19 protein-coding genes are annotated in these 23,481 nt (G+C 37.3%); 5 read left to right on the top strand and 14 right to left on the bottom strand.

All coding sequences use genetic code 11. The annotated features are described in order from the left end of the window. The first annotated feature begins 100 nt into the window (after nucleotides 1-100). Together BME96_RS04010 and BME96_RS04005 are read left to right on the top strand one after the other, a co-directional pair. Nucleotides 101-622, top strand: a complete 522-nt coding sequence (locus tag BME96_RS04010; RefSeq protein WP_071648352.1) for a DNA topology modulation protein — start codon at nucleotides 101-103, stop codon at nucleotides 620-622. Nucleotides 623-746: 124 nt separating this feature from the next. After that, on the top strand, nucleotides 747-2,744 hold the full coding sequence (locus tag BME96_RS04005) for a S9 family peptidase (RefSeq protein ID WP_071648350.1): 1,998 nt from the start codon (nucleotides 747-749) through the stop codon (nucleotides 2,742-2,744). Nucleotides 2,745-2,872: 128 nt separating this feature from the next. Here BME96_RS04005 and carB read toward each other — a convergent pair whose 3' ends face one another. From carB to BME96_RS03950, 11 genes are all read right to left on the bottom strand, one after another. Then, the gene (gene carB, locus BME96_RS04000; protein WP_071648348.1) at nucleotides 2,873-6,127 is read right to left on the bottom strand and encodes a carbamoyl-phosphate synthase (glutamine-hydrolyzing) large subunit; all 3,255 of its coding nucleotides are present in this window, start codon (nucleotides 6,125-6,127) and stop codon (nucleotides 2,873-2,875) included. Continuing rightward, nucleotides 6,124-7,326, bottom strand: coding sequence for an acetylornithine transaminase (locus tag BME96_RS03995; RefSeq protein ID WP_071648346.1), 1,203 nt, complete (start codon nucleotides 7,324-7,326; stop codon nucleotides 6,124-6,126). Before BME96_RS03995 ends, carB begins: the two co-directional genes overlap by 4 nt. Then, a complete protein-coding gene (gene argB / locus BME96_RS03990; RefSeq protein WP_231478668.1) occupies nucleotides 7,319-8,131 on the bottom strand; it encodes an acetylglutamate kinase in 813 nt (270 codons plus the stop codon). Before argB ends, BME96_RS03995 begins: the two co-directional genes overlap by 8 nt. A 1-nt stretch (nucleotide 8,132) precedes the next feature. Further along, nucleotides 8,133-9,359, bottom strand: a complete 1,227-nt coding sequence (gene argJ / locus BME96_RS03985) for a bifunctional ornithine acetyltransferase/N-acetylglutamate synthase (protein WP_071648342.1) — start codon at nucleotides 9,357-9,359, stop codon at nucleotides 8,133-8,135. A 15-nt stretch (nucleotides 9,360-9,374) separates the two neighbouring features. Then, nucleotides 9,375-10,418, bottom strand: coding sequence for an N-acetyl-gamma-glutamyl-phosphate reductase (gene argC, locus BME96_RS03980; RefSeq protein WP_083547410.1), 1,044 nt, complete (start codon nucleotides 10,416-10,418; stop codon nucleotides 9,375-9,377). A gap of 229 nt (nucleotides 10,419-10,647) precedes the next feature. Next, entirely contained in the window at nucleotides 10,648-11,613 is a 966-nt protein-coding gene (locus BME96_RS03975; protein ID WP_071648339.1) for an alpha/beta hydrolase, read from the bottom strand. Nucleotides 11,614-11,865: 252 nt separating this feature from the next. After that, on the bottom strand, nucleotides 11,866-12,354 hold the full coding sequence (locus BME96_RS03970; RefSeq protein ID WP_060680310.1) for a DinB family protein: 489 nt from the start codon (nucleotides 12,352-12,354) through the stop codon (nucleotides 11,866-11,868). A 153-nt stretch (nucleotides 12,355-12,507) separates the two neighbouring features. After that, complete coding sequence (locus BME96_RS03965) at nucleotides 12,508-14,730, bottom strand: YhgE/Pip domain-containing protein (protein WP_071648337.1); 2,223 nt, start codon at nucleotides 14,728-14,730, stop codon at nucleotides 12,508-12,510. 128 nt (nucleotides 14,731-14,858) lie between these two features. Further along, entirely contained in the window at nucleotides 14,859-15,656 is a 798-nt protein-coding gene (locus tag BME96_RS03960; protein WP_071648335.1) for a cytochrome c oxidase assembly protein, read from the bottom strand. 88 nt (nucleotides 15,657-15,744) lie between these two features. Further along, complete coding sequence (locus BME96_RS03955) at nucleotides 15,745-17,043, bottom strand: M20 family metallo-hydrolase (protein ID WP_071648334.1); 1,299 nt, start codon at nucleotides 17,041-17,043, stop codon at nucleotides 15,745-15,747. Further along, a complete protein-coding gene (locus tag BME96_RS03950) occupies nucleotides 17,040-17,900 on the bottom strand; it encodes an SAM hydrolase/SAM-dependent halogenase family protein (protein ID WP_071648333.1) in 861 nt (286 codons plus the stop codon). Before BME96_RS03950 ends, BME96_RS03955 begins: the two co-directional genes overlap by 4 nt. A 193-nt stretch (nucleotides 17,901-18,093) precedes the next feature. Here BME96_RS03950 and BME96_RS03945 point away from each other — a divergent pair, with 193 nt between their 5' ends. Continuing rightward, nucleotides 18,094-19,194, top strand: coding sequence for an SDR family oxidoreductase (locus BME96_RS03945; protein WP_071648332.1), 1,101 nt, complete (start codon nucleotides 18,094-18,096; stop codon nucleotides 19,192-19,194). 681 nt (nucleotides 19,195-19,875) lie between these two features. Here BME96_RS03945 and BME96_RS03940 read toward each other — a convergent pair. Continuing rightward, entirely contained in the window at nucleotides 19,876-20,385 is a 510-nt protein-coding gene (locus tag BME96_RS03940; RefSeq protein ID WP_071648331.1) for a DNA-deoxyinosine glycosylase, read from the bottom strand. Nucleotides 20,386-20,511: 126 nt separating this feature from the next. Here BME96_RS03940 and BME96_RS03935 point away from each other — a divergent pair, with 126 nt between their 5' ends. Next, entirely contained in the window at nucleotides 20,512-21,447 is a 936-nt protein-coding gene (locus BME96_RS03935; protein WP_071648330.1) for an NADP-dependent oxidoreductase, read from the top strand. 39 nt (nucleotides 21,448-21,486) lie between these two features. On the opposite strand, the gene BME96_RS03930 is transcribed toward BME96_RS03935, so the two are convergent. Together BME96_RS03930 and BME96_RS03925 are read right to left on the bottom strand one after the other, a co-directional pair. Continuing rightward, complete coding sequence (locus tag BME96_RS03930) at nucleotides 21,487-21,627, bottom strand: YpzI family protein (RefSeq protein ID WP_019377092.1); 141 nt, start codon at nucleotides 21,625-21,627, stop codon at nucleotides 21,487-21,489. 64 nt (nucleotides 21,628-21,691) lie between these two features. Further along, entirely contained in the window at nucleotides 21,692-22,078 is a 387-nt protein-coding gene (locus BME96_RS03925; protein WP_071648329.1) for a hypothetical protein, read from the bottom strand. A gap of 400 nt (nucleotides 22,079-22,478) precedes the next feature. Here BME96_RS03925 and BME96_RS03920 point away from each other — a divergent pair, with 400 nt between their 5' ends. After that, nucleotides 22,479-23,432, top strand: a complete 954-nt coding sequence (locus BME96_RS03920; protein WP_071648328.1) for a DMT family transporter — start codon at nucleotides 22,479-22,481, stop codon at nucleotides 23,430-23,432. The last annotated feature ends 49 nt before the right edge of the window (nucleotides 23,433-23,481 follow it).

Below are 23,481 nucleotides of genomic sequence, written 5' to 3'. Positions count from 1 at the left end.
GCCAAGGTAAAGATTAACTTGGCAGTTGTTTTTAGATTGTAATTTTCTAAAAATTATGCTAAGTTAATTTATCCAAATACTATATGTGATAGGTGATGCTATGAGGAAAATTGCAATTATTGGAAGTGGAGGATCCGGAAAATCTACATTAGCAGGAAAACTAGGAATTATACTGAACCTTCCTGTTTTTCATCTTGATGCTATTTTCTGGAAGCCTGGATGGAAACCAATTGAACGAGAAGCACTTATAAAAGCGAATCAATCAATTGTTGAAAAGGATGCTTGGATTATCGATGGGAACTATGGCTCCACAATGGATATGCGTCTTCAACATGCTGACACGATCATCTTTCTTCATTATAGAACCACTGTATGTCTGTACGGAATTGTAAAACGCAGAATTCAGTTCCACAATAAGACCAGGCCTGATATGGGTGAAAATTGTAAGGAAAAGCTGGATTGGGAGTTTTTCCAATGGGTACGCAACTTTAATAAAACAAAAGCACCTGTCATTTATGAAAAACTCTCTAAATTAGAAGGTAAGGATATCCTTGTTTTTAAGAACCGAAAAGATTTAAACCTTTTTTTACAAAATCTGAAGCGTTCCTCTTCTACTAACTGAAATGAACATAATTATATTTAAGCTCAAGGAAATTAATTTATTCAGAAGCTACTAACATAAATGAGATTTATACACATTTGATTTTATTTAAAAGTATAAGACGTTAATTAAAGGAGCTAAAATAATGAATAAAAAAAGACCACTTCAAGCAGAAGACTTGCTGGAATATGAAATTGTAAGTGACCCTAATTTCACACCAAGTGGAAATGCCTACACCTATGTATCTACAACTATTAACGAAAAGAAAGAATACGAGTCACAGCTATTTTTCCAAAAATTGGACTCCAATCAAAGACAACAGTGGACATTCAGCAAAAATAAACACACCAACATACTAATTTCACCGGATGGAAAAAAGGCTGTTTTCCAGTCCGACAGAAGCGGAACACAGCAGTTGTGGCTCCTGCCTATGCAAGGAGGAGAGGCACAGCAACTTACCAAACTTAAACATGGGGCTAGCAATCCTATTTGGGGTCCGGACAGTAATACCCTTATTTTTAGCGCACCCATAGAACCGGAAGAAGATATTAACAATCTCACCGAAATATCGACAGAGGAAAAAGACAAAGAACAGAAAGAATTGGCTAAACGACCACTTGTAGTAAATCGGCTCAAATATAAATCTGACTCTAACGGTTTTCATGATCAGAAACGGAGCCAGTTATTTGTTTTAGATATAAGAACAGGTAACTTGGAGCAGCTAACAAATGCACCTGCTGACCATCTACTGCAAGATGTATCACCTAACGGTAATGAAATTTTATTTATTGCCAACCTTAGAGAAGAAGAAGATTATGAACAAGTTGACGATCTCTTCGTTTTAGAACGCTCCTCCAAGAAAGTCAAAAAACTTACAGATAGTAAATGTACATATCAGCGCGCAGTCTATTCCCCAGACGGCAATAAAATTGCTGCATTTGGCCATAACTTTACTTATGCCGGCGCGACACTTACTGACTTATACATTTTCAATACAGGAAGCTATGAAAAAAGCAACTTGAGTGCTGAATGGGATATTCAACTTGGTGATGCCATGATTGGAGATACTCGCTTAGGCAAATCTGAAAGTGGACCAATTTGGGCAAAGGATGGAAAAAATATCTTTTTTCTTGCAACAGATTATGGGGTGACCGGGCTTTACCAGGTAAACTTAACTGGGGAATTGGATGTACTGTACAAGGGGAGCCATCATGTGTTCAGTTTCAGTTATAATGGCCACTCCGACTCATTTATTCTTGGGATTAGTACACCAACAAACCCTTGTAATTTTTATCATTTGAAGAAAAATGGAGAGTTCAATAGATTAACAGATTTTAATTCGGCTCTTTTATCCAAGCTAACTTTAGCTGAACCGGAAACAATTACTGTTCCAACTATGGATGGCGAAGAAATTCAAGGATGGCTATTGCACCCATCAGTATATCAGGATGGGGAAAAGTATCCAATGATTTTGGAGATTCATGGCGGGCCACATGCTATGTATGGTCAAACTTATTTTCATGAATTACAACTGTTAGCAGCAAAAGGATATGTTGTAGTGTATGCAAATCCACGTGGAAGTCATGGTTATGGCCAGGAATTTGTTAATGCTTGTCGTACTGATTACGGTAACGGAGATTATACAGACCTGATGGAGGTAGTGGATTATGTACTGACAAACTTCGATTTTATTGATAAAGATAGACTTGGGGTGACTGGTGGAAGTTATGGAGGATTCATGACAAATTGGATTGTAGGACATACAAACCGCTTTAAGGCTGCGGTTACCCAACGTTCTATTTCTAATTGGCTAAGCTTTTATGGCGTTAGTGATATTGGTTTCTTTTTTAATGAGTGGGAACACGGTTTAAACCTATTAGATGACCCAAAAAAGCTATGGGATATCTCTCCTCTAAAATATGCTAAAAATGTAGAAACTCCTTTGCTGATTTTGCATGGGGAAAAAGACTTTCGTTGCCCAGTGGAACAAGGTGAACAGTTATTTATAACGCTAAAGCATCTACGAAAAGAAGTTGAATTCGTCCGCTTTCCTGATGCCAATCATGAATTAAGCAGAAGTGGTAAACCAGAGATGAGAATAGAGAGATTAAACCACATTTGCCGTTGGTTTGAGAAATTATAGAAAAACGCATATCTGTTTATGTTAATGCAGCAGCACTACGTTTTGTGCTGCTGCTAATTCGTTAGTTATGCTTCCGTAAACAATCGTTTATACGTAAATATTTATTTCCATGGTTACTCCTTTTACGTTTACTTTCCGGCATGTAAGATTTTATCTTTATTTAATTGATGCAAATACTCTTGCAAAGATTTCGGTTTGATAACTTGCTCTGCATTACGAAGCCAGCTATAAAGCACTTGTAATGTATCAAGGCTAGTAAAATAAGGGGTCTGATACCGGACAGCAAGCTCACGAAGATAAAATCCTGTCTTTTCTTTTTTCCTGCCTTGGCTCGGTATATTCAGCACTAGATCAGGCGTATTTGAACGCCAAAGGCCATGTATTTCTTCCTTTGTATAAACCGTATTATATACCGGAATACCCATTTCCTCTAAATAGGCTGTTGTCCCCTTTGTAGCGGTGATTACAGCACCTTCCACTATAAGCTTTTTAAGTAAATCTATACAATTTGGCTTCTCCCTTTCCGAAATGGATACAATCACGTTTAACGGTTTTTTACTCTTAAACATCTTCTGAACATTTTCAGGCAAAGCATTAGCTAAGGCTACTTCTTTTGTTTCTCCTATACCAATAGCTTCTCCGGTCGATTTCATTTCAGGCCCAAGTACATGATCTACTCCTTTTAGCTTCCCTGCTGAAAACACAGGAGCTTTTACCATATAATATTCAGGTTCATTAGCTAGATTCAACTCCGAGCTGATATCATCCAGCGCTTCACCTAACTGCGCCCTTACTCCCCACTCAACCATCAGTATATCCATTATTTTACTGAGCATAGGTACAGTTCTGGAGGAACGTGGGTTGACTTCCAATACATAAATCGTATCTCCATCGATGACAAATTGAATATTCATCATCCCAATAATAGGTACTTGTTGACTAATAATACGCGCAATGTTGATTATTCTTTCCTTCATTTTATCAGTAAGGGAAATGGCTGGAAAGATATTCATACTGTCTCCGGAATGGACACCTGCCCTCTCTATATGTTCAACAATTCCAGGCACAATGATTTGCTGCCCGTCACTGATTACATCGATTTCGCACTCTACTCCCGGAATATATGAATCAATAAGTAGTGGCCAACAACGATCCTTTGTATCCTGCTGAATCCGTTTGACATATGTTTGCAATTCTATTTCATTATTGCAAATAAACATCGATTGTCCGCCTATAACATAGGATGGGCGAATAAGTACCGGGAAACCCAAGTCATTTGCGGTTGTCGCAATGTTCTCATGTTCGTTTACAACAAAACCAGGCACATGATTGATGTTTAATTTATTCAACACTTCATAAAATTGCTCTCTGTCTTCCATTTGATCAATATGTTTTGGCGCAGTTCCAAAAATATGGACGCCTTCCTCCTGAAGAGAGTTTGCTAAGTTAACAGCCGTTTGGCCGCCAAATTGAATAAGAACGCCAGCGGGTTTCTCCTTTTCAATTACTGCTAACACATCTTCCAGGGCCAATGGTTCAAAATACAGTCGATCCGCAATTGTGTAATCGGTACTTACTGTTTCTGGATTGTTATTAATTACAATTGCTTCATATCCCATTTTCTTTACCGCAAGAGCAGCATGTACAGAACAATAATCAAATTCTACCCCTTGCCCAATACGTATCGGACCAGAGCCCAGGACAAGTATTTTTTCCGTTTCAGTTTCATACGCTGACTCCTCGTTATCGTTCCCCCAGGAGGAGTAATAGCACGAAGCTATTGGTTGCGTGCTGGATTGGGAGGTTTTCATTAAGTGATAAGACAAATGGAAATCCATGCTTTTATACAAGCTTCTTACTTTCTTCCCCGTTGTTTCCAGTAATTCTGCAATTCGTTCATCACTAATATTTAGCAACTTTGCTTCCTTAAGCAATTCTGATGAAACGTTAGACAGACTGTACCTTTCTATCTTCTGTTCGCAAGTAATTACTTTATTAATTTCTTCAATGAACCAGGAATTAATTTGTGTTATTTCTTGTATCTCATTTACCTCTATTCCCCTCGTTAAAGCCTCCGCAATGGCGAAAAGTCGGAGATCATTTGGTACTGCTATGGACTCCATTAAGTCTTCTTTAGAGAGAACGGACATTTCCTTCCAATTTAAGCTATTCATATGAAGTTCAAGTGAACGCACAGCCTTATTCAAGGCTCCGATAAAGGTACGGTCTATAGCCATTACTTCACCCGTTGCTTTCATTTGCGTACCTAATCTACGATCTGCTTCTGTAAATTTATCGAAAGGAAATCGTGGTGCTTTTACTACTACATAATCCAATACTGGTGCTTCGCTTGCGTATGCGTTGCCAGCAACCGGATTGACTATTTCATCTAATGTGTAGCCAATTGCACATTTAGTAGCCACTAAGGCAATTGGATATGCTGTCGCTTTAGAAGCTAGTGCAGAGGAACGGCTGACCCGGGGATTGACTTCAATAATATAATACGCATTCGTCTCTGGATGCAAAGCAAATTGAATATTACACCCGCCAATGACATGCAAAGCCCGAATAATTTTCACCGAAGCACGCTCTAGTAATTCCTTTTGTTCCGTCGTGATCGTTTGCGAGGGCGCTACGACAATGGAATCACCTGTATGCACACCAACTGGGTCTACGTTCTCCATGTCACACACAACTACACAATTATCCGCAGCATCACGAATTACTTCAAATTCAATTTCTTTCCATCCTTTTATACTTTTTTCCACCAGCACCTGATCAATGGGACTCAGGTTTAACCCATTCTCCAAGAGTTCTTTGTATTCATCTTCATTTTCTGCAAAACCGCCACCTTCTCCTCCAAGGGTGTAGGCAGGGCGCAAAATGACTGGGTATCCAGTAGATTGGATAAATGATTTTCCTTCTTCCACTGATTGAATAATTGTTGATTCGCAAACAGGCTCATTTATTTCAAGCATCAGCTCACGGAATTTTTCTCTGTCCTCGCCTTGCTGTATGGAAGGGACAGATGAACCTAACAATTTAACTTGATACTTTTCTAAGATACCTTGTTCATGAAGCTCAACGGTTAAGTTTAAGCCTGTTTGACCTCCCAATGTGCCAATTAGACCATCTGGTTTTTCTATGGATATAATGCTTTCAAGTGATTCAATAGTCAATGGCTCCATATAGACATGATCTGCTATTTGTTTATCTGTCATCATAGTGGCAGGATTATTGTTTACGAGTATAACTTCTATTCCTTCTTCTTTTAGCGCTATGCATGCTTGTGTTCCCGCGTAATCAAACTCAGCAGCCTGACCAATAACTATGGGACCTGAACCAATGACTATTACTTTCTTTAATTGATTAATTTTTGTCATAGCTGGTTCGCCCCTTTAGCCTGTAAAATTTCTTTAAAAACAGTAATAAATGTTGTCAATTCTTCCTGTGATACAGTTAAAGGTGGCAGGATTCGCAACACATGAGACCCTGCAAGAAGCACCAGAATTCCTTTTTCTCTAAATGCGGTAACCAAAGGAGCAGCCTCTTCTTTCATTTGTACACCAATTAATAAGCCACTCATTTTCACTTCTTCAATAGAAGAGAATTGTTGCTTTAGGGTTGCTAATTGTTCAGCCATCCATCTACTTTTATTGTCCACTTCATTTAATATGCTATTGTTCATAATTGTTTCTATTGTTGCCAGGCCGGCAGCCATCGCTAAGGGGTTCCCTCCAAAAGTACTACCATGCGTTCCAGGCTGAAATGACTCCGCTACCGTTTTCTTTGCAAGAAGTGCACCTACAGGAAAACCTGAACCAAGCCCTTTTGCTAATGTAATGACATCTGGATCAACACCGAACTGCTCATAAGCAAACAACTCCCCGGTTCTACCCATTCCTGTCTGTATTTCATCTACCATAAAAAGGATATCATGCTCATGGCATAGATCACGAAGGTTAGTTAACCATTCTATATTTGCAGGATTAACTCCCCCTTCTCCTTGAATCAATTCCAATAGAACTGCTATTGTTTTACCGTTGTGCACTTGCTTCAAGGCTTCGATATTGTTGTAAGGAAGATAGCGAAATCCAGGCGTCAACGGAGTGAATCCTTGATGAATTTTTTCTTGTGCGGTTGCTGCCATGGTGGAACCTGTACGGCCATGGAAGGATTGAGTAAATGTTACAATCTCTGTCCTGTCTTCCCCCCCCTTATCCTTTGCATATTTCTTTGCCAATTTAATCGCGGCCTCGTTTGCTTCTGCACCACTATTACAAAAAAATACCTGATCAAGGCAGCTATATTTTACTAGCTGTTCAGCAAGCTTTTTCTGAGCCGGGATATGGTATAGATTAGAACAATGCCAAAGTTGCTCCAATTGCTCCTTTACTGCTTCTTCTACACTATCAGGTATATGACCAAGATTGCATGTTGCTATCCCAGAAGTAAAATCAAGGTAGTTAGCTCCTTCATCATCCCATACATAACTACCCTTTCCTTTTACAAGTGTGAGCGGAAATCTGTTATAAACATTCATTAAGGCAGATGAAGCTTGTTCAGTTACAGTTTCAGACATGATTGGCCTCCTTTTCTATAATTAGCTTTGTGCCCGCTTGTTTTCCATCCAAATAAGCTTCTATATCTTTGGATTCCCATCCATTTAAAATAACTGTTTCAGTTACCCCACCACTTAATGCTTTTATAGCGGATTGCACCTTTGGTATCATTCCTCCGTGAATAATTCCCGTTTTGATCATCGTTTCGGTCTGTTCCTTTGTTAAACTCGGATGAATAATTGTACGCCCAGCACGTTCCTCTTTCACGCCTGGTATATCACTAATAAAGGCAAGCTTGGCATTCATCGCCTCAGCCACCGCTGCAGCGGCAATATCTCCATTGATATTATAATGCTGCCCATCTGAACCTAGCCCTATGGGTGATATCACCGGAATGGCACCATGCTGAATGATAAGGTGGAGCCATTCCGTATCTACATTTTCCACTTCACCTACATACCCGATTTCTTCTTGTATTCCCAGAGGTTTCGCCTGTAAAATCGCCGCATCTACGCCACTTAAACCAATTGCCTTGCCATCTATTGTTTGAATAGAGGTAACAATGTGTTTATTAATTGATCCACTCATCACCATTTCAGCAATTTCTAAAACATCTTTGGATGTTTTTCGAAGCCCTTTAACAAATTCATGTTCTATTTTCAAGTGATCCAGTAACTTATTAATCGCCGGTCCACCACCATGTACGATAATCGGATTACATTTGGCCGACCTTTTTAAATGTACAAGCATGTCATAAAAGGAATTGGGAAGCTCTGCTATAATACTTCCGCCTAATTTAAATACAATATTACTCAGTTCTCTCACCTCACGTCCGATAGGATGCATTTATTTTTACGTAGTCATAGGTTAAATCACAGCCCCATGCCAGAGCCTTTTCTTTACCATTTTGTAAATCCACAAATAGTTGTACCTCTTCATTTTGCAAATAGCTCGTTGCCTTTACCTCATCAAATTCGAGTGGGACTCCATTCTTAACTACATTTATGTTACCTAAACTTACATTTACTTTTTGCGGATCGAGTGGTTGTTCACTGTAGCCGACTGCACAAACAATTCTTCCCCAATTCGGATCAGAACCAAAAATCGCTGTCTTTACAAGATTAGAAGATATTACTGCCTTTGCTACCTGTCCTGCAGCACGCTCCGTTGGCGCTCCCTCTACATGTATTTCTATCAACTTGGTTGCTCCTTCTCCATCTCTTGCAATCTGCTTGGCTAAAGCCTCACAAACGAATTTGAATGCCTCCAAAAATATGGACCAGTCAGGATGATCTTCATTTAAAGGGGTATTACCTTGCTGGCCATTTGCCAAAGCCAACACCATATCATTTGTACTGCAATCCCCATCTACAGTAATCCTGTTAAAAGAACAGTCCGTCATAGATTTTAGCGCCTGTTGAAGAGCACTCTCCTCAATAGCTGCATCTGTAGTAATAAAAGCAAGCATTGTAGCCATATTGGGGCATATCATTCCAGAACCTTTTGCCGCTCCGCCGATAGTGACTGTTTTTCCTTCCACTTCTATTTGAACACCAATATGCTTCGTAACCGTATCAGTTGTTAAGATAGCCTTCTCAAAATTTTCTGCTGATGAATTGTTTTCTTCTCCTATTTCTGCTATACCAACTTTAATTTTCTCCATTGGTAATGTTTTACCGATCAAACCGGTGGAAGCTACTGCCACATAATCTTTATGTATTCCCATTTTATCTGCGGCCAACCTTTGGGTTTCCAATGCATCCAGATATCCCTGGTTTCCTGTACACGCATTAGCTATTCCGGAATTAACAACAACTGTTTGAATCCGCTTTTCCTTTTCGATACTACTTTTTGTTAATTTAAGTGGAGCTGCCTGAAAAGCATTTAAGGTGTACACTCCTGCTGCAACTGCTGGAATGTTAGAGTGTATCCAACCAAAATCCAGCTTTGTTTTACGTATCCCACAATGTACTCCGCCTGCGGTATACCCTTTTGGGCTGGCTATATTTCCGTTTTCCAATACCTTTATCTGATTTATCTTGGTAGTGATCATTTCCATGCCCCTTTCCTATGGATAGATTGGTAATTGAGCTAAACCTTCTTCCTCTTTCCAGTCATTCATCAAATTTGCATTTTGGATTGCTTGACCAGCTGCTCCCTTAACTAAGTTGTCTATTGCCGAAACAATAATTAGCTGATTCGTCCTTTCATCAACATGAATACTAATATCGCAAAAATTACTTCCATATACATTTTTCGTAGTTGGTGTTTGGTCTTCTTCCAATACACGTATAAATGGATGATTTGCGTAGAAGTCCTGATATAAATGTATTATTTCTTTCGTAGTTACATTTTTGGTAAGCCTTCCATAAATAGTGCATAGCAATCCGCGTGTCATTGGTATCAGATGTGTAGTGAATGTGGCGTTAATTGATTCACCAGCTGTGATGGAAAGGTAATGCTCTATTTCAGGAATGTGCTGATGTTTCCCTATTTTATAAGGCTGAATATTTTCATTTGTCTCTGAGAAATGAGTCATTTTAGAAGGCGACCCACCTGCACCAGAAAGCCCCGTTTTTCCGTCTATAATGATAGATTGTGTGTCTATAATTTTTTCTTTTATACTTGGCGTTAATCCTAGTAAACTAGCGGTGGGAAAGCAGCCTGGATTAGATACTACTTCGGCATCTTTAATTTGATTAGGAAATACCTCTGTTAAACCATAAACCGCTTTATCTAAGATCTCTTGTGGAGCTCCCAACTGACCATACCATTTTTGATATAAGTCGCGATTGGGCAAGCGTAAATCCCCTGATAAATCAATACATTGAACATGGTTACCCTCTAGCTGTGGAATTAATTCTTTGGCTATGCCTGCAGGAGTAGCAAAAAAAATAATATCGACTTCATTCGCTAATACCCTGACATCCAGTGCCTCCATCTTTAAATCCATATAAGTATGCATGTGAGGATAGTGTGTTGAAATATTTTCTCCATATTGAGAATGTGAAATAATTTTACTTACTTCTAAATTTTTGTGGAGATGAATTAAGCGTATCAGCTCTGCCGCTCCATACCCTGTTCCTCCAATAATCGCTGCACGTTTCACCACAATTTCCCTCTCTTCATATTTTCGAATTATTCATTATTATAGTTTTATTGAAGAAATTAATCAAGTATAAATATTAATATTTATTTATAAATATACAATATAAACGTAGTTTTTTGCTTTTAAATCTTATTAATATGCATTTTATTGTATATAACATCAAATAAAAAAAGATCAACTACACAAGGCAGATGATCTTTAAATAAGGAATTTATTACATATAGAAAAATTATTAGTTTATATATTTCTCCAAAAAGCTGTTCAGTTTATCTACATATTTATCCTTTTTTGTTACAAAGGCTTCGCCGTGCCCGGCATTATCAAATGATATGAAATCTTTTTCACTGCTAGTATTTTTGTACAGCTTTTCAGCCATCGAAGTAGGTACAAATGTATCAGCATTGCCATGGATATACAGAATCGGAACTTCTGCTTTTTGTACTTGTTTTAACGCGGAAGCCTCTTTCAAGGAATATCCGGCTTTTATTTTTGTAACTACACTCGTTGTTGGTAACACAGGAAATGCCGGTACGTGATACATTCGACCTAATTGGTACTTAAACATATCATATACACTTGTATAAGGGCTATCAGAAATAATTGCTTTTACACTTTTCGGTAATTCTTCTTCTCCACTTGCCATTAAAACGGATGCTGCGCCCATGGATACACCATGTAAAACATACTCTGAGTCTGGTCCAAGTTTAGTAGATAGTATATGAATCCAATCTATTAAATCAAGGCGATCATGCCAACCAAAACCAATATAATCGCCTTCACTTTGACCGTGACCACGGAAATCAGGCATAAAAATGTTGTATCCTAAGTTTTCATAATAATATTGGCCATATAACCCCATATCTGTGGCCCGACCTAAGTAACCGTGTGCTAAAACAACTGTTTTGTCTGTAGGCTTTTTAGCTTTCAAAAAATATCCTTTTAGCTTCAAACCATCATAAGAGGTCATTTCCATTTGTTCAAATTCCTGATCTCTTACCCAGTCTCTCCAATCTCCTTCAGTAAAGACATCCATTGCCTCTGCAGAGACTTCAAGGTCCGAATTGCCAACCAGAAAATCTTTTACATTACGCTCAATTGCCAAGTTATAAAAATAAACCCCAGCAATTACATCTATAATTAGTAGGATAGTAATTAAACTGACCCCTGCTTGTAACCAACGTTTTTTCTTTTTAGTCAATGCAACACCTCCTCTATGATCCTATATATCTATTATACAGAAAATAAATCGGGATAAAAGAACGATCCATTGGTAGATGTTAACAACACTATGAACTGTAATTTGTTGAACTGTATCAATAATTCGTTTTGATATTAATATACAACCAAGTTAGTCCGGAGTTTATCTACATGGTGAATTATTATATGTCTTTAGCTAATATTTCACAGCAACAAAGAAACGGACAGCAAAGGGCTGTCCGTTTCTTTGTAGTTATATTCCTAACTTCTTTTTCACTTCTTTTATTTGGTCGGTATGTCGCATTTCATGATATGCGATAAAGGGGATCCACTGGTCCAAACTCATATCTCCAAAAACAGGATGGGGGAATGCTTTATTTTTCATTGCCATTTTATCTTCATTTTCAACTAGTTTTTCCAAATTCCCATGTGTATAAGCAAGCTTTTCTTTCAATTCGTCAAGAGTAGCGTAATCCTCGCTTGGTACAGCAAATGATGGAGCATCCACCTTTGTATCACGATTAACCGTAAGCTCTATTGGTTTTTCCTTCACCACATTTATTTCTGGGGAGGCCAACTGTTTCTGAATTGATTCAGTAATGGCGCCTTCCATTAAATAAAGATGTTCGAGTATTTCCTTAATAGACCATTCATTTTTCGAAGGTTTCTGATTCAAATGCTCTGCTGTCAGTCCATTTACTTCTGAAAGTAATTCATTTCTAGCCTGCTCATTAATTTGCAAAGTATCACTCCTTCATTACCTATACCCTATTTTACCATAATTTATCTTAATACTCTGGCAAAAAAGATATACCCTCTTTGACTTACTTTATAAACCACTAACTAAAGGAAAGCTCAAAAGTTAATCTTCGTTAGTTTCCCTTTATATAGATCTTTAATGAAACAAACCTGCTTTTTTTGATTTCTCCATTAACTTATGTGTTTGCCTGTTAATTCTTTCTTTAAAAAGTGTACCTAAAATCAAGAACGCCAAACCAAACAGGAGAAGAAATAACAAGTCATGTATTGCTCGATCCCAGACAATACCACCAACTGCCTCTCTCATTAAGTCAATAGCATAAGTGAAAGGAAGGAAAGGATTAATTTTCTGGAAGAAGCTTGGTAGTAATACCACAGGATAAGTCCCGCCTGCACCAGCGATTTGTAGTACCAGCATTATAATCGCCATCGCTTTTCCAACATCACCAAACACAGTAACTACTGTATATACAATCGACATAAATACCAGGCTAATGATTAGACCGAAAAGAATAAACCAGCCCGGTTCAGCTACATATGCATCCAATAGCAAAATATCTCCACTTGTAACAATCAGAGTTTGTAATATACCAATTGAGAAGAAAGTGAATAATTTACCATAATATCTTTCTCTTGCTGTATAGGAATTTATATCATGTACATCCGTGGCTAATAAAGAAATTAGCAGTAATGCTCCCACCCAAATAGCAAGCACCGTATAGAAAGGAGTCATACCTGATCCATAGTTTGGGATGGGGAATAACTCATTTTTATTTAATTTTACTGGCTCAGCAAAAAATCCTTTCTCGGCTTTCGGATCGTTTTGCAGTAACTGTATTATTTCGTTAATATCTGTTTCTCCTTGTATATTACGAATTTTATCCGCCAGTTCATTTATTTTATCATTTACATAAGGATATTGGCCTTCCATGTATTCCAACATATCTTTTCCGTCAGAAAGATTTGCTTCTGTGCTGTTTAAAATTCTTTCAACTTCCGGGATTGTCTTCTTAATATCTACAAGTATTGCTCGACCATTTTTTAATGTTTCTTTAGCAGAGCTAATTTGTTTCCGAACTGTAGGTTCTATTTCTTCCTCATATTCCGTCAGAAAGTCTCCAATTCGGTTATTTGTATTTGCAGATAACTCCTGTAAATCTTTAAAAATGCTATTCACTTGATCTTTTTTCTCATTTGCAAAGTTGGAAATTTCTTGAGCATTGCCCTGTACTTCTTTAAGTGCATCTTTTAATGTACTTACATTGGTTATTGCTCTATCGATTATTTCCTGTTGCTCTTCTTTTCCGCTAGGGTTCTCGGCTTCAGAAGGTTGTTCTTCCTCTTGATTCCCATTATTTTGTTCATCATTATTTAATTGTTTCAGTTGTTTTAGCGCTTCTTCCACTGTTCCCAGACTGCCTATCGCCTCGTCTACACGTTCATCCAACAGTTTATTTAATTCTTCTTGTTTAGAGAAATCAACCTCCACGTTATCCACATCTGAAAGAAAATTATTAACATCACTTGCTACTTGTTGAGCCTTCTTTAAGTCTTGCTTTATTTTGGGTGCCATCTCATTAAGCTTTTTCTCTCCTTCTGAGAGGATGGCAGTAGTATCATCAATAGTTTGGAGACCTTGGTTCGTAACGTCCTTTGCCTGTGGAAGTTTATTTTGTGCATTGTCTATAACAGTTTGCGCTTTTTTTGCATCACCTAGGGAATCCTGAATAAGCTCGTAGGACTTTGGCAATTGTTTTTCCATTTCAAATATGTAGTTCTCAAACTTTTGAATATCTGGCAAATCCTTCTCTAATTCCACTCCCAAATTATTAAACATTTCAAAAATAACTCCATTGACAGTAGAAATAAACTTACTGCTTATTTCATTAACAATAACGCTTGCTCCCTTATCGGTAATTTTTGGGGCGATGGCGTTTATCTTTTCATTCACATAATATTCCATTTCTGACTTTCTGGGTTTTCCTGATACGACTGAAGTCAGCTTTTCGGAAAAGTCTTTTGGTATTACAATTACCGCATAATAATCTCCATATTCCACTTTATCCATAGCTTTATCCCTCGTTGTAAATTGCCAGTCCATGGATTTATTTTTTTTGAGTGTTTTGACGAGTTCCTTACCTACGTCAATATTTTCACCCTCCACTTCAGCACCTATATCTTCATTTACGATTCCGATAGGGATTTGATCGGTCTGCCCATAAGGATCCCACGATGCTTTAATATTGAACCATGCATACAAAGATGGAAGCACAATTAATCCACCGATTAAAATTGCTGCCACCCAGTTTTTACTAATATTTCTCATGTCTCTACTGTATATTTTCCAACTATTTTTCATAAATTCTACCTCTATTCCTAAATATCCTTAAACCTAGCGTTTATCCATAATAAAATAATATGCATTTCCAATTATATACCTTATATTGAAATTTCCTAAAGAAAAAACTCTCCCATCCAGGAGAGTTTTCATTTTACTTTATTTTTATATAGTATAATGCCAATAAAAAAAGCTAACTGACTAACTAAAAAGATAACTCCACCTTTTATTTGTTCAATCACTGGGTTAAAAGGTAATAAAGAAGCAAAAAAGTCTTCTGGTATCGTATCCCAATCAGGTAAGCAGAGAGCAAGGGCACTCATAAAAAGATTTATGTCTGTGTAAACTGAATACAAACTGTTTTTTGCTACCATTAATACAAGTATAAAAGGTAGGAATGCAAGTATATTGGCAAAGATGTATAAGCCGATTCGCTTTATTTTTCCATACAAAATAGAAATCCATAACAACAGAGCAGCATTAAATAATATAAGTATATAGACATAATTCAAAAATAAGTCAATACGCACATAATTGAAGATTACTGGTATATGGTAGAGATAAAATAGGCTATAAAACAATAGAAAGGCTACTACCGGATTTGTCGAGATGGAGATAATTTTATCCAATAATCTATATTCTCTTACCAATTTAATAATTTCAGGCTTAAAGCCTGCAAGAAAAAGTGGTGGTACTACCAGTAGCAATAACACCAATTGAATCACATGACTACTGAATTTAATTCTAGCTATAACGTTTAACGGACTAGCTATTGCAAGAAACAATATGATCATACTTGCAATAAACAAGACGGCTTTTCCACGAGAAGCCTGCCCGTCATTAGGTAAAAGAAAAAAGTAAATAATCAGGCCAAATAAAAGAAATAATAATATTCCACCATTCCATAACGTAGAAAAGTGAAATTCATCTAAAATAATATCAATCAATAGGAACACCTACTTTATAAGCTTCACTAATATTATAATAGATAAAAACTCTAGCTATCTGTAATATATATCACAAATCCATGACAGTTTAATTTTCACTATTTAACTTTTCGATGAATTTTTTTAGAACATGAATGGTTTGAACACAATCATTTAAATCAGACCACTCAGCAGGATTATGACTGACCCCTTCTTTACTTCTGGTAAATAGCATTGCTACAGGAATTTCACTTCCAAGAATCATTGCATCATGACCTGCACCACTTGGTAAATGATAAGGCCGAATAAGCTCTTCTTCCATTGTTTCAACTAATAACGCTTGCTTACCTTCATCAATTGGGACAGGGGCTACACGCATTTTTTCATCATGTTCTACAGTTACTTTATAATCAGCAGCAATTTTATTTGCCGTTGCCAACACTAGTGTGACTAAACTATCTCTTCGCTCTTGTGTAATATCACGTATATCCACATATAAAGAAACTTCCCCAGGAATTACATTTACTCCGTTGGGCTTGACCTTCATTTTACCTATTGTAGCAACTGCAGAATCACTCACTTGCTGTGGTAAGGTATGAACTGTTTGAATGAAGGCTGCTGCTGCCACCAAAGCATCTTTACGGTCTTCCATAGGTGTGTTTCCAGCATGACCTGCCTCTCCATGAAAGGTAACCTCTAGCCAACATGGTCCTGCAATACCAGTTACAATCCCACATGGGAGATTTTCTTTTTCCAGCCGCTTCCCTTGTTCAATATGTACTTCAACAAATAATTCTATTTCCTCCATATCTCTCTTAGCCCCAGCATAGCTGTCTACAGATAATCCAACATCCTGCAAAACTTCTGAAAAGCTCCTACCTTCTCCGTCTACAAGCTCCATTTTTTCTGCTAAGCTGCCTTTTCCGACAATTGCTTCACTGCCATTAAGCCCTCCATTAAAACGAGCACCCTCCTCGTCACTGAAAACAGCTATTTCAAAAGGCTTCTCAGGGTTATACCCTGTTTCCTTCCATGCTTCCACAACCTCTAAAGCAGCTATTACCCCAAGGGGGCCGTCAAAATGGCCACCATTTGGAACACTATCGAGATGTGAGCCACACAGGATTGCAGGTTGTGTCACCTTATTACCTTTGCATCTTCCGAAAACATTCCCTGCACCATCCATATAAACATCTAAACCAGCCTTATGCATCCAATCCGAAACTAAATCCTTGGCTTCCTTTTCTGCTCGGGAATATCCTGGGCGGTTTGAACCTCTATCTTCTGTAAGACCAATCATTGCAAGCTGTCCTAACCTACTTGCTATCCTTTCACCTGACACCCCGTTATAATCATATATATCATCATAGCTCCTGCATAACGCTTCTTTGAGAAAGTTTTCCTTCACTTCTCGCCCTCCTCCTGTTGACTATATGTAAGGTGAATTTTCCAATTAGATCCTGTACGAATATTATATGCTTGAGCAAATGAACCCTGATTAAGCGCAATTGCCAAATTATCAACAGAGTTTACATAGACAAGCGGTTCCCCTAATCTGCTATCTGCAAAAGAACGACCAAATGACATATTATTTCTATATACCTGATTACCATTATGAGTAATAGTTACTTCCAATTGATCCCCGTATTGGATACCTGTATCCCGAAGAAGCTCCTTATGAATATTTGTCCATAAATTTCCGAAGCGAACATCCAATATATCAATCGTTCCATTAATTTGTTGGTTTTCCATTATTGCATCATGAATTGAAAGTCTAACCAATTCATCTACCTTAACCATTGGTCCTACATTTTCATAAGGAATTTTAGCAGATGCAAGCCTAGCACCAGTATACACATATACATCTCGTCCGTGAAACGTGTATGATTCACCTGACTTTGGCAGCCGGTTAACTTCTTCATCAATAACACGCGCTTCTACAATACCTATATGATGATCAATGTGGGTTAATGTACCATTATCAGGTGTTACGATATAATGATTACTTTTTGTTCTAGCTACCACACTGAGCCTCTCTGTTCCGACTCCCGGATCAACCACAGAGACAAATACCGTACCTTCAGGCCAATAACTGATTGTCTGATATAGCCTATAAGAAGCTTCCCAAATATTAAACTGAGGTATATCATGAGTTAAATCAAAAATAGATAGATCTGGCTGTACAGATATGGCTACACCATACATAGCACTGACTGCCCCATCACTTAATCCAAAATCGGTTTGTAATACCAAGCTGTTATTCACATAATCCCCCCAACTATATTTCCCTCATGAAGCACACATTGAATATGATAAGTCCATTTAAAAATTTTTAATTAAAAATAGTATACGGAAGTTATCTATGCAATGCAATGGAAGAGTATATAAAAATTAGAATATTCAAGGTTCATGGTATACTATAATTAGCTTAGATACATAACCAAGGAGGCGGCCTGATATGAATTACCATTTTTTTGTGACAGGATTCCCAGGCTTTATCGCCGGAAATCTTATTAACCAACTTATTAAAGATTATAAACCAAGTATTGACAAGATTTCTTTGCTAGTTTTACCTAACCAAGAGAAAAAAGCACTACAGGAAATAAGTTATTTTTGTTTAGAAAACCGAATAGAGGAGAGTCTCTTCGAAGTTATTGTGGGAGATATTACAAAGGAAGACCTCGGTATCAACTTCGACAAAAACAATGAGCTACAGTGGAAAATAACCCATATTTTCCATTTAGCAGCCATTTATGACCTTGCGGTGGAAAAAGACCTTGCCTTCCAAGTAAATGTAAAAGGAACCGAAAATGTAACCAAATGGGCTCATACTATTAAAGCATTACAGCGATATGTTTACTTTAGTACTGCCTATGTTTCCGGTAAGAGAGAGGGTAGGATTTATGAGAAAGAGTTAATGAAAGGTCAAGCTTTTAAAAATTATTATGAACAAACAAAATACGAAGCAGAAGTAGTGGTAGAAAATGAAAAAGAAGTACTCCCTATAACCATTATCCGACCTGGAATTGTTCGAGGGCATTCAGAAACAGGGAAAACAACTAAATTTGATGGAATTTACTTCATGTTGAACTTACTCGATCACCTTCGTTTTTCGCCAACAATACCCTACATTGGCCATGGAAATGCGGAAGGCAACTTTGTTCCAGTTGATTATGTATTAAAAGCTACAAGCTACCTTTCTTTAGCCACTGTAGGAACAGGTAAAACCTATCATCTTACTGATCCAAAACCGTATACAATGAGAGAACTACAAAAAATGTTATCAGAGACTTACCTGACAAAGATTCCACGTGGTGTACTACCACTACAGCTAGCAAGATTTGGCCTTTCATTTACGATGATACGCAAATGGCTACAAGTTGAAAAAGAAGCAATGGACTACTTCACAACTTATTCCTCATATGATTGTTCACAAACACTTGCGGATCTAAAATCGACTACTATTCTTTGCCCTGATTTCAAAATGTCACTCGAATCTATGATTACCTATTATAGAAAATATAAAGATGAGGCGGAAAAGCATATAAATATTAAATAATAAAAGCAAACCTGCTAACCTAAATAATTAACAAGCCACGAAGGATGGATTATATCCTTCGTGGCTTGTTAATTGATTATGTACACTTCATAGCATCAAGGTAAAACTACCTATATTTTCTGAATTTGTGAATAATGTACCATTTTCTGTAAATTAAACCTATTATTGACTTGTTTGTAGTATAATGATAATGACATGCTATGCAGGGTGAGGCTTCGGTTTCAGTTAAGCATATCTTTTACTTGGCGAAAAAACCCTAAGAAAGGGGGGACAAATATGATACCGTTTGACACAACTCTTCAGTTGATGTTCATGTTTGCCACATTGGTATTACTGATCGTAAACAGCCGAGAAAAAAAGTAAGCGCCCTGCCGACAGGAACAGGAGAATCTGGATTGATTTAACCCCTGAACCAGTCGCCACACCTTGTGGATAGCAGTCCGAGTCGCAGGATGCCGCTTGCGACTCGTTTATGGAGCGATTTTTTACAACCAATGTAAGTTTATTAATTCGCTGAGCAATTTATTCATCATTTCAGCAAATAGGAAATATAGTTCAAAATACTTACTATTTATTAAGATTACTCATAAATAACCTCTTCTGCTTCCATTGTACCATTTTTTCGACAATTAAACTAACTTATCTTTCACTACCCTTTTTATTTGCCTTCTAAAACAATTTCTAATTATCCAGGTGATCGAAAATGACTTTCCATTCCTCTACTTTACCAGCAAAAGTTTTTGTATATCTACCAGGTATTGGGCTTGTAGAAGGTAGCTTTCTAACATCTACTTTGCCAAATAATTCTTTGGAAAAATGCTTTTTAAATGTTTGATACGACTTCCCTCCATTACAAACAATCAAACCTAGAGATGGATATTTACTCACCAATTCTGCAATAGCATTCGGCTCCTCATTTACTATATTCGTGTCCAAGCTACCCTCTCGATAACAACTGCCGATCGTATCCCAAAGTGCAATCCCTTGTTTTTTTATAAAGGCTAACTTTGCTTCATAGTCTTCTAAGGTCTCTTGATGGAATAATTCAAACATAATAGGCCAAAAATGATTTCTGGGGTTCCCATAATATTGTTGCTTCTTTAAAGACATCCCCCCAGGCATTGATCCGAGTATTAGAACCTTTGGTCGTTCTGGTAAAACTGGAGCAAAGGAATATATTTTTTCACTCATATTCATCCCTTCTTTCATGATTAATTTTTCTCATATCCGGGAAACTACTATATTAAACATATGTTTTGGCAAATAAGCAGAAAAAGTTGCCAAACTACTGTAATTCATAGGAGAGAAGGTTTTAGAATGAAAGCAATTATTATAGATGAATATGGTCCTGCTGACAAATTAACTGAAAGCAATGTAGCAGTACCTACTATAAAGGATAATCAAGTTTTAGTTGAATTGCACGCGACATCAATTAACCCTATTGATTGGAAGATCAGAGCAGGTTATTTAAAGGATAATATTCCTTTTGAATTCCCTATCATCCTTGGCTGGGACGCAGCAGGCATAATAAAGGAGATTGGTAGTAATGTAACTGACTTTACTGTTGGAGACCGCGTCTTTGCACGTCCTGCTACGACCGCCAACGGTACCTATGCCGAATACGTTCCTGTAGAAGAGGATTTACTTGCAAAGCTCCCTGAAAATATTACATTCGATGAAGCTGCTGCAGTTCCACTAGCTGGTCTCACTGCATGGCAGTGCCTTGTCGATTTCTCCGAAGTGAAAGAAGGTGACAAAGTATTAATACATGCGGGAGCAGGCGGTGTTGGAAGTTTTGCTATTCAAATTGCCAAACACTTCGGCGCATATGTTGCTTCTACAGCAAGCGAAAAAAATAAAGCTTTATTAAAAGAACTAGGTGTAGATGAATTTATTAATTATAAAGAAGAAGATTTTTCAGACAAGCTGTCTGATTACGATATTGTAGTAGATACGATGGGTGGAGAAATCCAGGAGAAAAGCTTTAAGGTTTTAAAAAATGGCGGTAAGCTAGTCTCCATTGTACAAGCACCAAATAAAGAATTAGCTACTGAAAAAGATATTAAAGCAGACTCAATTTGGTTAAAAGAAAATGGTAAGCAATTAAGTGAAATTGCTGAGTTAATGGAAAAAGGAGTAATTAAGCCAGTGATTGGGAATACATTTCCATTGGGTGAAGAAGGCTTAAGAAAAGCACACGAGCTTAGTGAAACCCATCATGCTAAGGGGAAAATCATTATTAAAATTAAATAGAATAAAAAGCGATCAATTATGATCGCTTTTTTCCATTTTTTACTTATTACCGTCATTCAACCTTCTAGCTTCCTCTGGACCTGACATCTTTGTAGCACCCTTATAACGTAATCCTACATCACGATCAGATTCTACACGGCCGCTTTGTTTTAACTTTTTTTCTTGTCGATCTCTTCCCATTCATAGCACCTCCTCACTTTAAATTGAGTATTGTGAGGAATTTTTATTCATAGGATTTAATGTTTTATGCACCGTCCTGTTTTCTGTGCAGGTATGGTGAATTTTTGATTTTTGTGGTCAACAACCCAGATAATTTAGAAATGTATTGTCCAAAGTTATCCTTTATAAAAAGTACCAACCAAGTTGTTAAATAAATATACCCTAAAATAAGCATAATAGCAGTCAGGCTGCCATCTGCCACCTCTTTCATCATATAAGAAAATTCGTTGTCATTATCCCCTCTACCAATGCTGAATAAAAAACTCACCAAAGGTAAAGCAAAAGAGAGAATAATGGTTATATAAGCAAGTGGTATTCTATCCTCTTTGAAATTACTAAATATAGCAGTCCCTAGAGTGAGCAGGATAAAGGTAGAATAAACAATCCAGAACCATATCGGCAAAGTTTCCACAAGATCACTTCCTTCTTCGTTGTTGTAACGCTGCTCATCGTATCCTATTTATATAATTCGCCACATATTTCCATCATCCTGCTTCTCTTTAAAAAACCATTGAATAAGCATTCGTTATTTTATAATTTTATTCTCCCTTTAAATAGCGATACGCTAACATAGTATGAATTAAACAGCATCTCTATGCTATTTATATTTGCGCCCTGTAAAATAACTGAAAATTTATTATTTTCTATTGACCGATTTATTAATATTCGATATATTGTATTTATTGCACAAAATTTTAAACACGGAATTAATGTTTTAGTTTCACAGAAGCAAAGTATGTTTAGTTTTATAAGGTAGAGCAGGCGGGATTAATCTCCCCCTGCTCATCTATTTTTATTGAGGTGAATACATCATGAAAGCAATCTTAATTGGCCTTTTGGCAGCATTATTTTTTTCGGTAACATTTGTATTAAATCGCTTAATGGAATTGGAAGGTGGACACTGGGTTTGGAGTGCTTCCCTGCGCTTTATGTTTATGTTACCTATTTTGGGAATTTTCTTGGGAACAACCCGGAAAATAAAACCAGTAATTAACCATATAAAGAGGCACCCTATACCCTGGTTCTTATGGAGTACAATAGGGTTTGGTCTCTTCTATGCTCCACTTACTTTCGCAACAATATATGGGCCTGGCTGGCTAGTCGCTGCTACATTTCAATTAACCATTATTGCAGGGTCTTTGCTTGTTCCTTTTTTAAGTCAAAAAGTGAAACAACGCATCCCCATTCAAAGTGTTTTCATTTCACTGATTATCCTTGCAGGAATATTCATTATGCAAATGGAGCACGCTACCACAGTTCCAATGACGAATGTATTACTATGTGTTATTCCACTCGTTATTTCTGCGTTTGCTTACCCACTTGGCAATCGCAAAATGATGCTTTTAGTTCAAGGTGAGCTAACCACTTTTCAACGTCTCCTTGGTATGACAATTGCCTCCATGCCTTTTTGGATCGTTTTGGCTGTGTACGGAATCTTCGTAGATGGTTTACCTTCCGGTGCCCAGGTGGGGCAAACATTTATTGTTGCAGTGTCCTCAGGCATTATCGCTACTGCTTTATTTTTTTATGCTGCAGAGCTTGTGCAAGATGATAATCATAAGCTTGCCGGCGTGGAGGCTACTCAATCCGGAGAGGTTATTTTCGCGTTATTTGGCGAGCTACTGTTGTTAAGTGCACCATTACCAAGTGCTTTATCATTTATCGGAATAGGACTAGTGATTTTTGGAATGCTTTTACATAGTGTTGTTTCTGTTCTTGGAAATCGAAAGAAACGGCTGATTATAAAAAAACAGCAAAGCATTTAGATTAATTTTCAAGAAAAAAACGGTAGAAGAAAATGAACTTTCTTCTACC

The sequence above is a fragment of the Virgibacillus halodenitrificans genome (genome assembly GCF_001878675.1).
GTDB classification, from domain to species: domain Bacteria; phylum Bacillota; class Bacilli; order Bacillales; family Amphibacillaceae; genus Virgibacillus_Q; species Virgibacillus_Q halodenitrificans.
This window is presented reverse-complemented; position numbering and strand designations above follow the sequence as displayed.

Coding starts and splice junctions, on each gene's coding strand:
- BME96_RS04010 (WP_071648352.1), top strand. CDS start 101: ATGAGGAAAATTGCAATTATTGGAAGTGGAGGATCCGGAAAATCTACA.
- BME96_RS04005 (WP_071648350.1), top strand. CDS start 747: ATGAATAAAAAAAGACCACTTCAAGCAGAAGACTTGCTGGAATATGAA.
- carB (WP_071648348.1), bottom strand. CDS start 6,127: ATGACAAAAATTAATCAATTAAAGAAAGTAATAGTCATTGGTTCAGGT.
- BME96_RS03995 (WP_071648346.1), bottom strand. CDS start 7,326: ATGTCTGAAACTGTAACTGAACAAGCTTCATCTGCCTTAATGAATGTT.
- argJ (WP_071648342.1), bottom strand. CDS start 9,359: ATGATCACTACCAAGATAAATCAGATAAAGGTATTGGAAAACGGAAAT.
- BME96_RS03965 (WP_071648337.1), bottom strand. CDS start 14,730: ATGAAAAATAGTTGGAAAATATACAGTAGAGACATGAGAAATATTAGT.
- BME96_RS03945 (WP_071648332.1), top strand. CDS start 18,094: ATGAATTACCATTTTTTTGTGACAGGATTCCCAGGCTTTATCGCCGGA.
- BME96_RS03940 (WP_071648331.1), bottom strand. CDS start 20,385: ATGAGTGAAAAAATATATTCCTTTGCTCCAGTTTTACCAGAACGACCA.
- BME96_RS03935 (WP_071648330.1), top strand. CDS start 20,512: ATGAAAGCAATTATTATAGATGAATATGGTCCTGCTGACAAATTAACT.
- BME96_RS03930 (WP_019377092.1), bottom strand. CDS start 21,627: ATGGGAAGAGATCGACAAGAAAAAAAGTTAAAACAAAGCGGCCGTGTA.
- BME96_RS03920 (WP_071648328.1), top strand. CDS start 22,479: ATGAAAGCAATCTTAATTGGCCTTTTGGCAGCATTATTTTTTTCGGTA.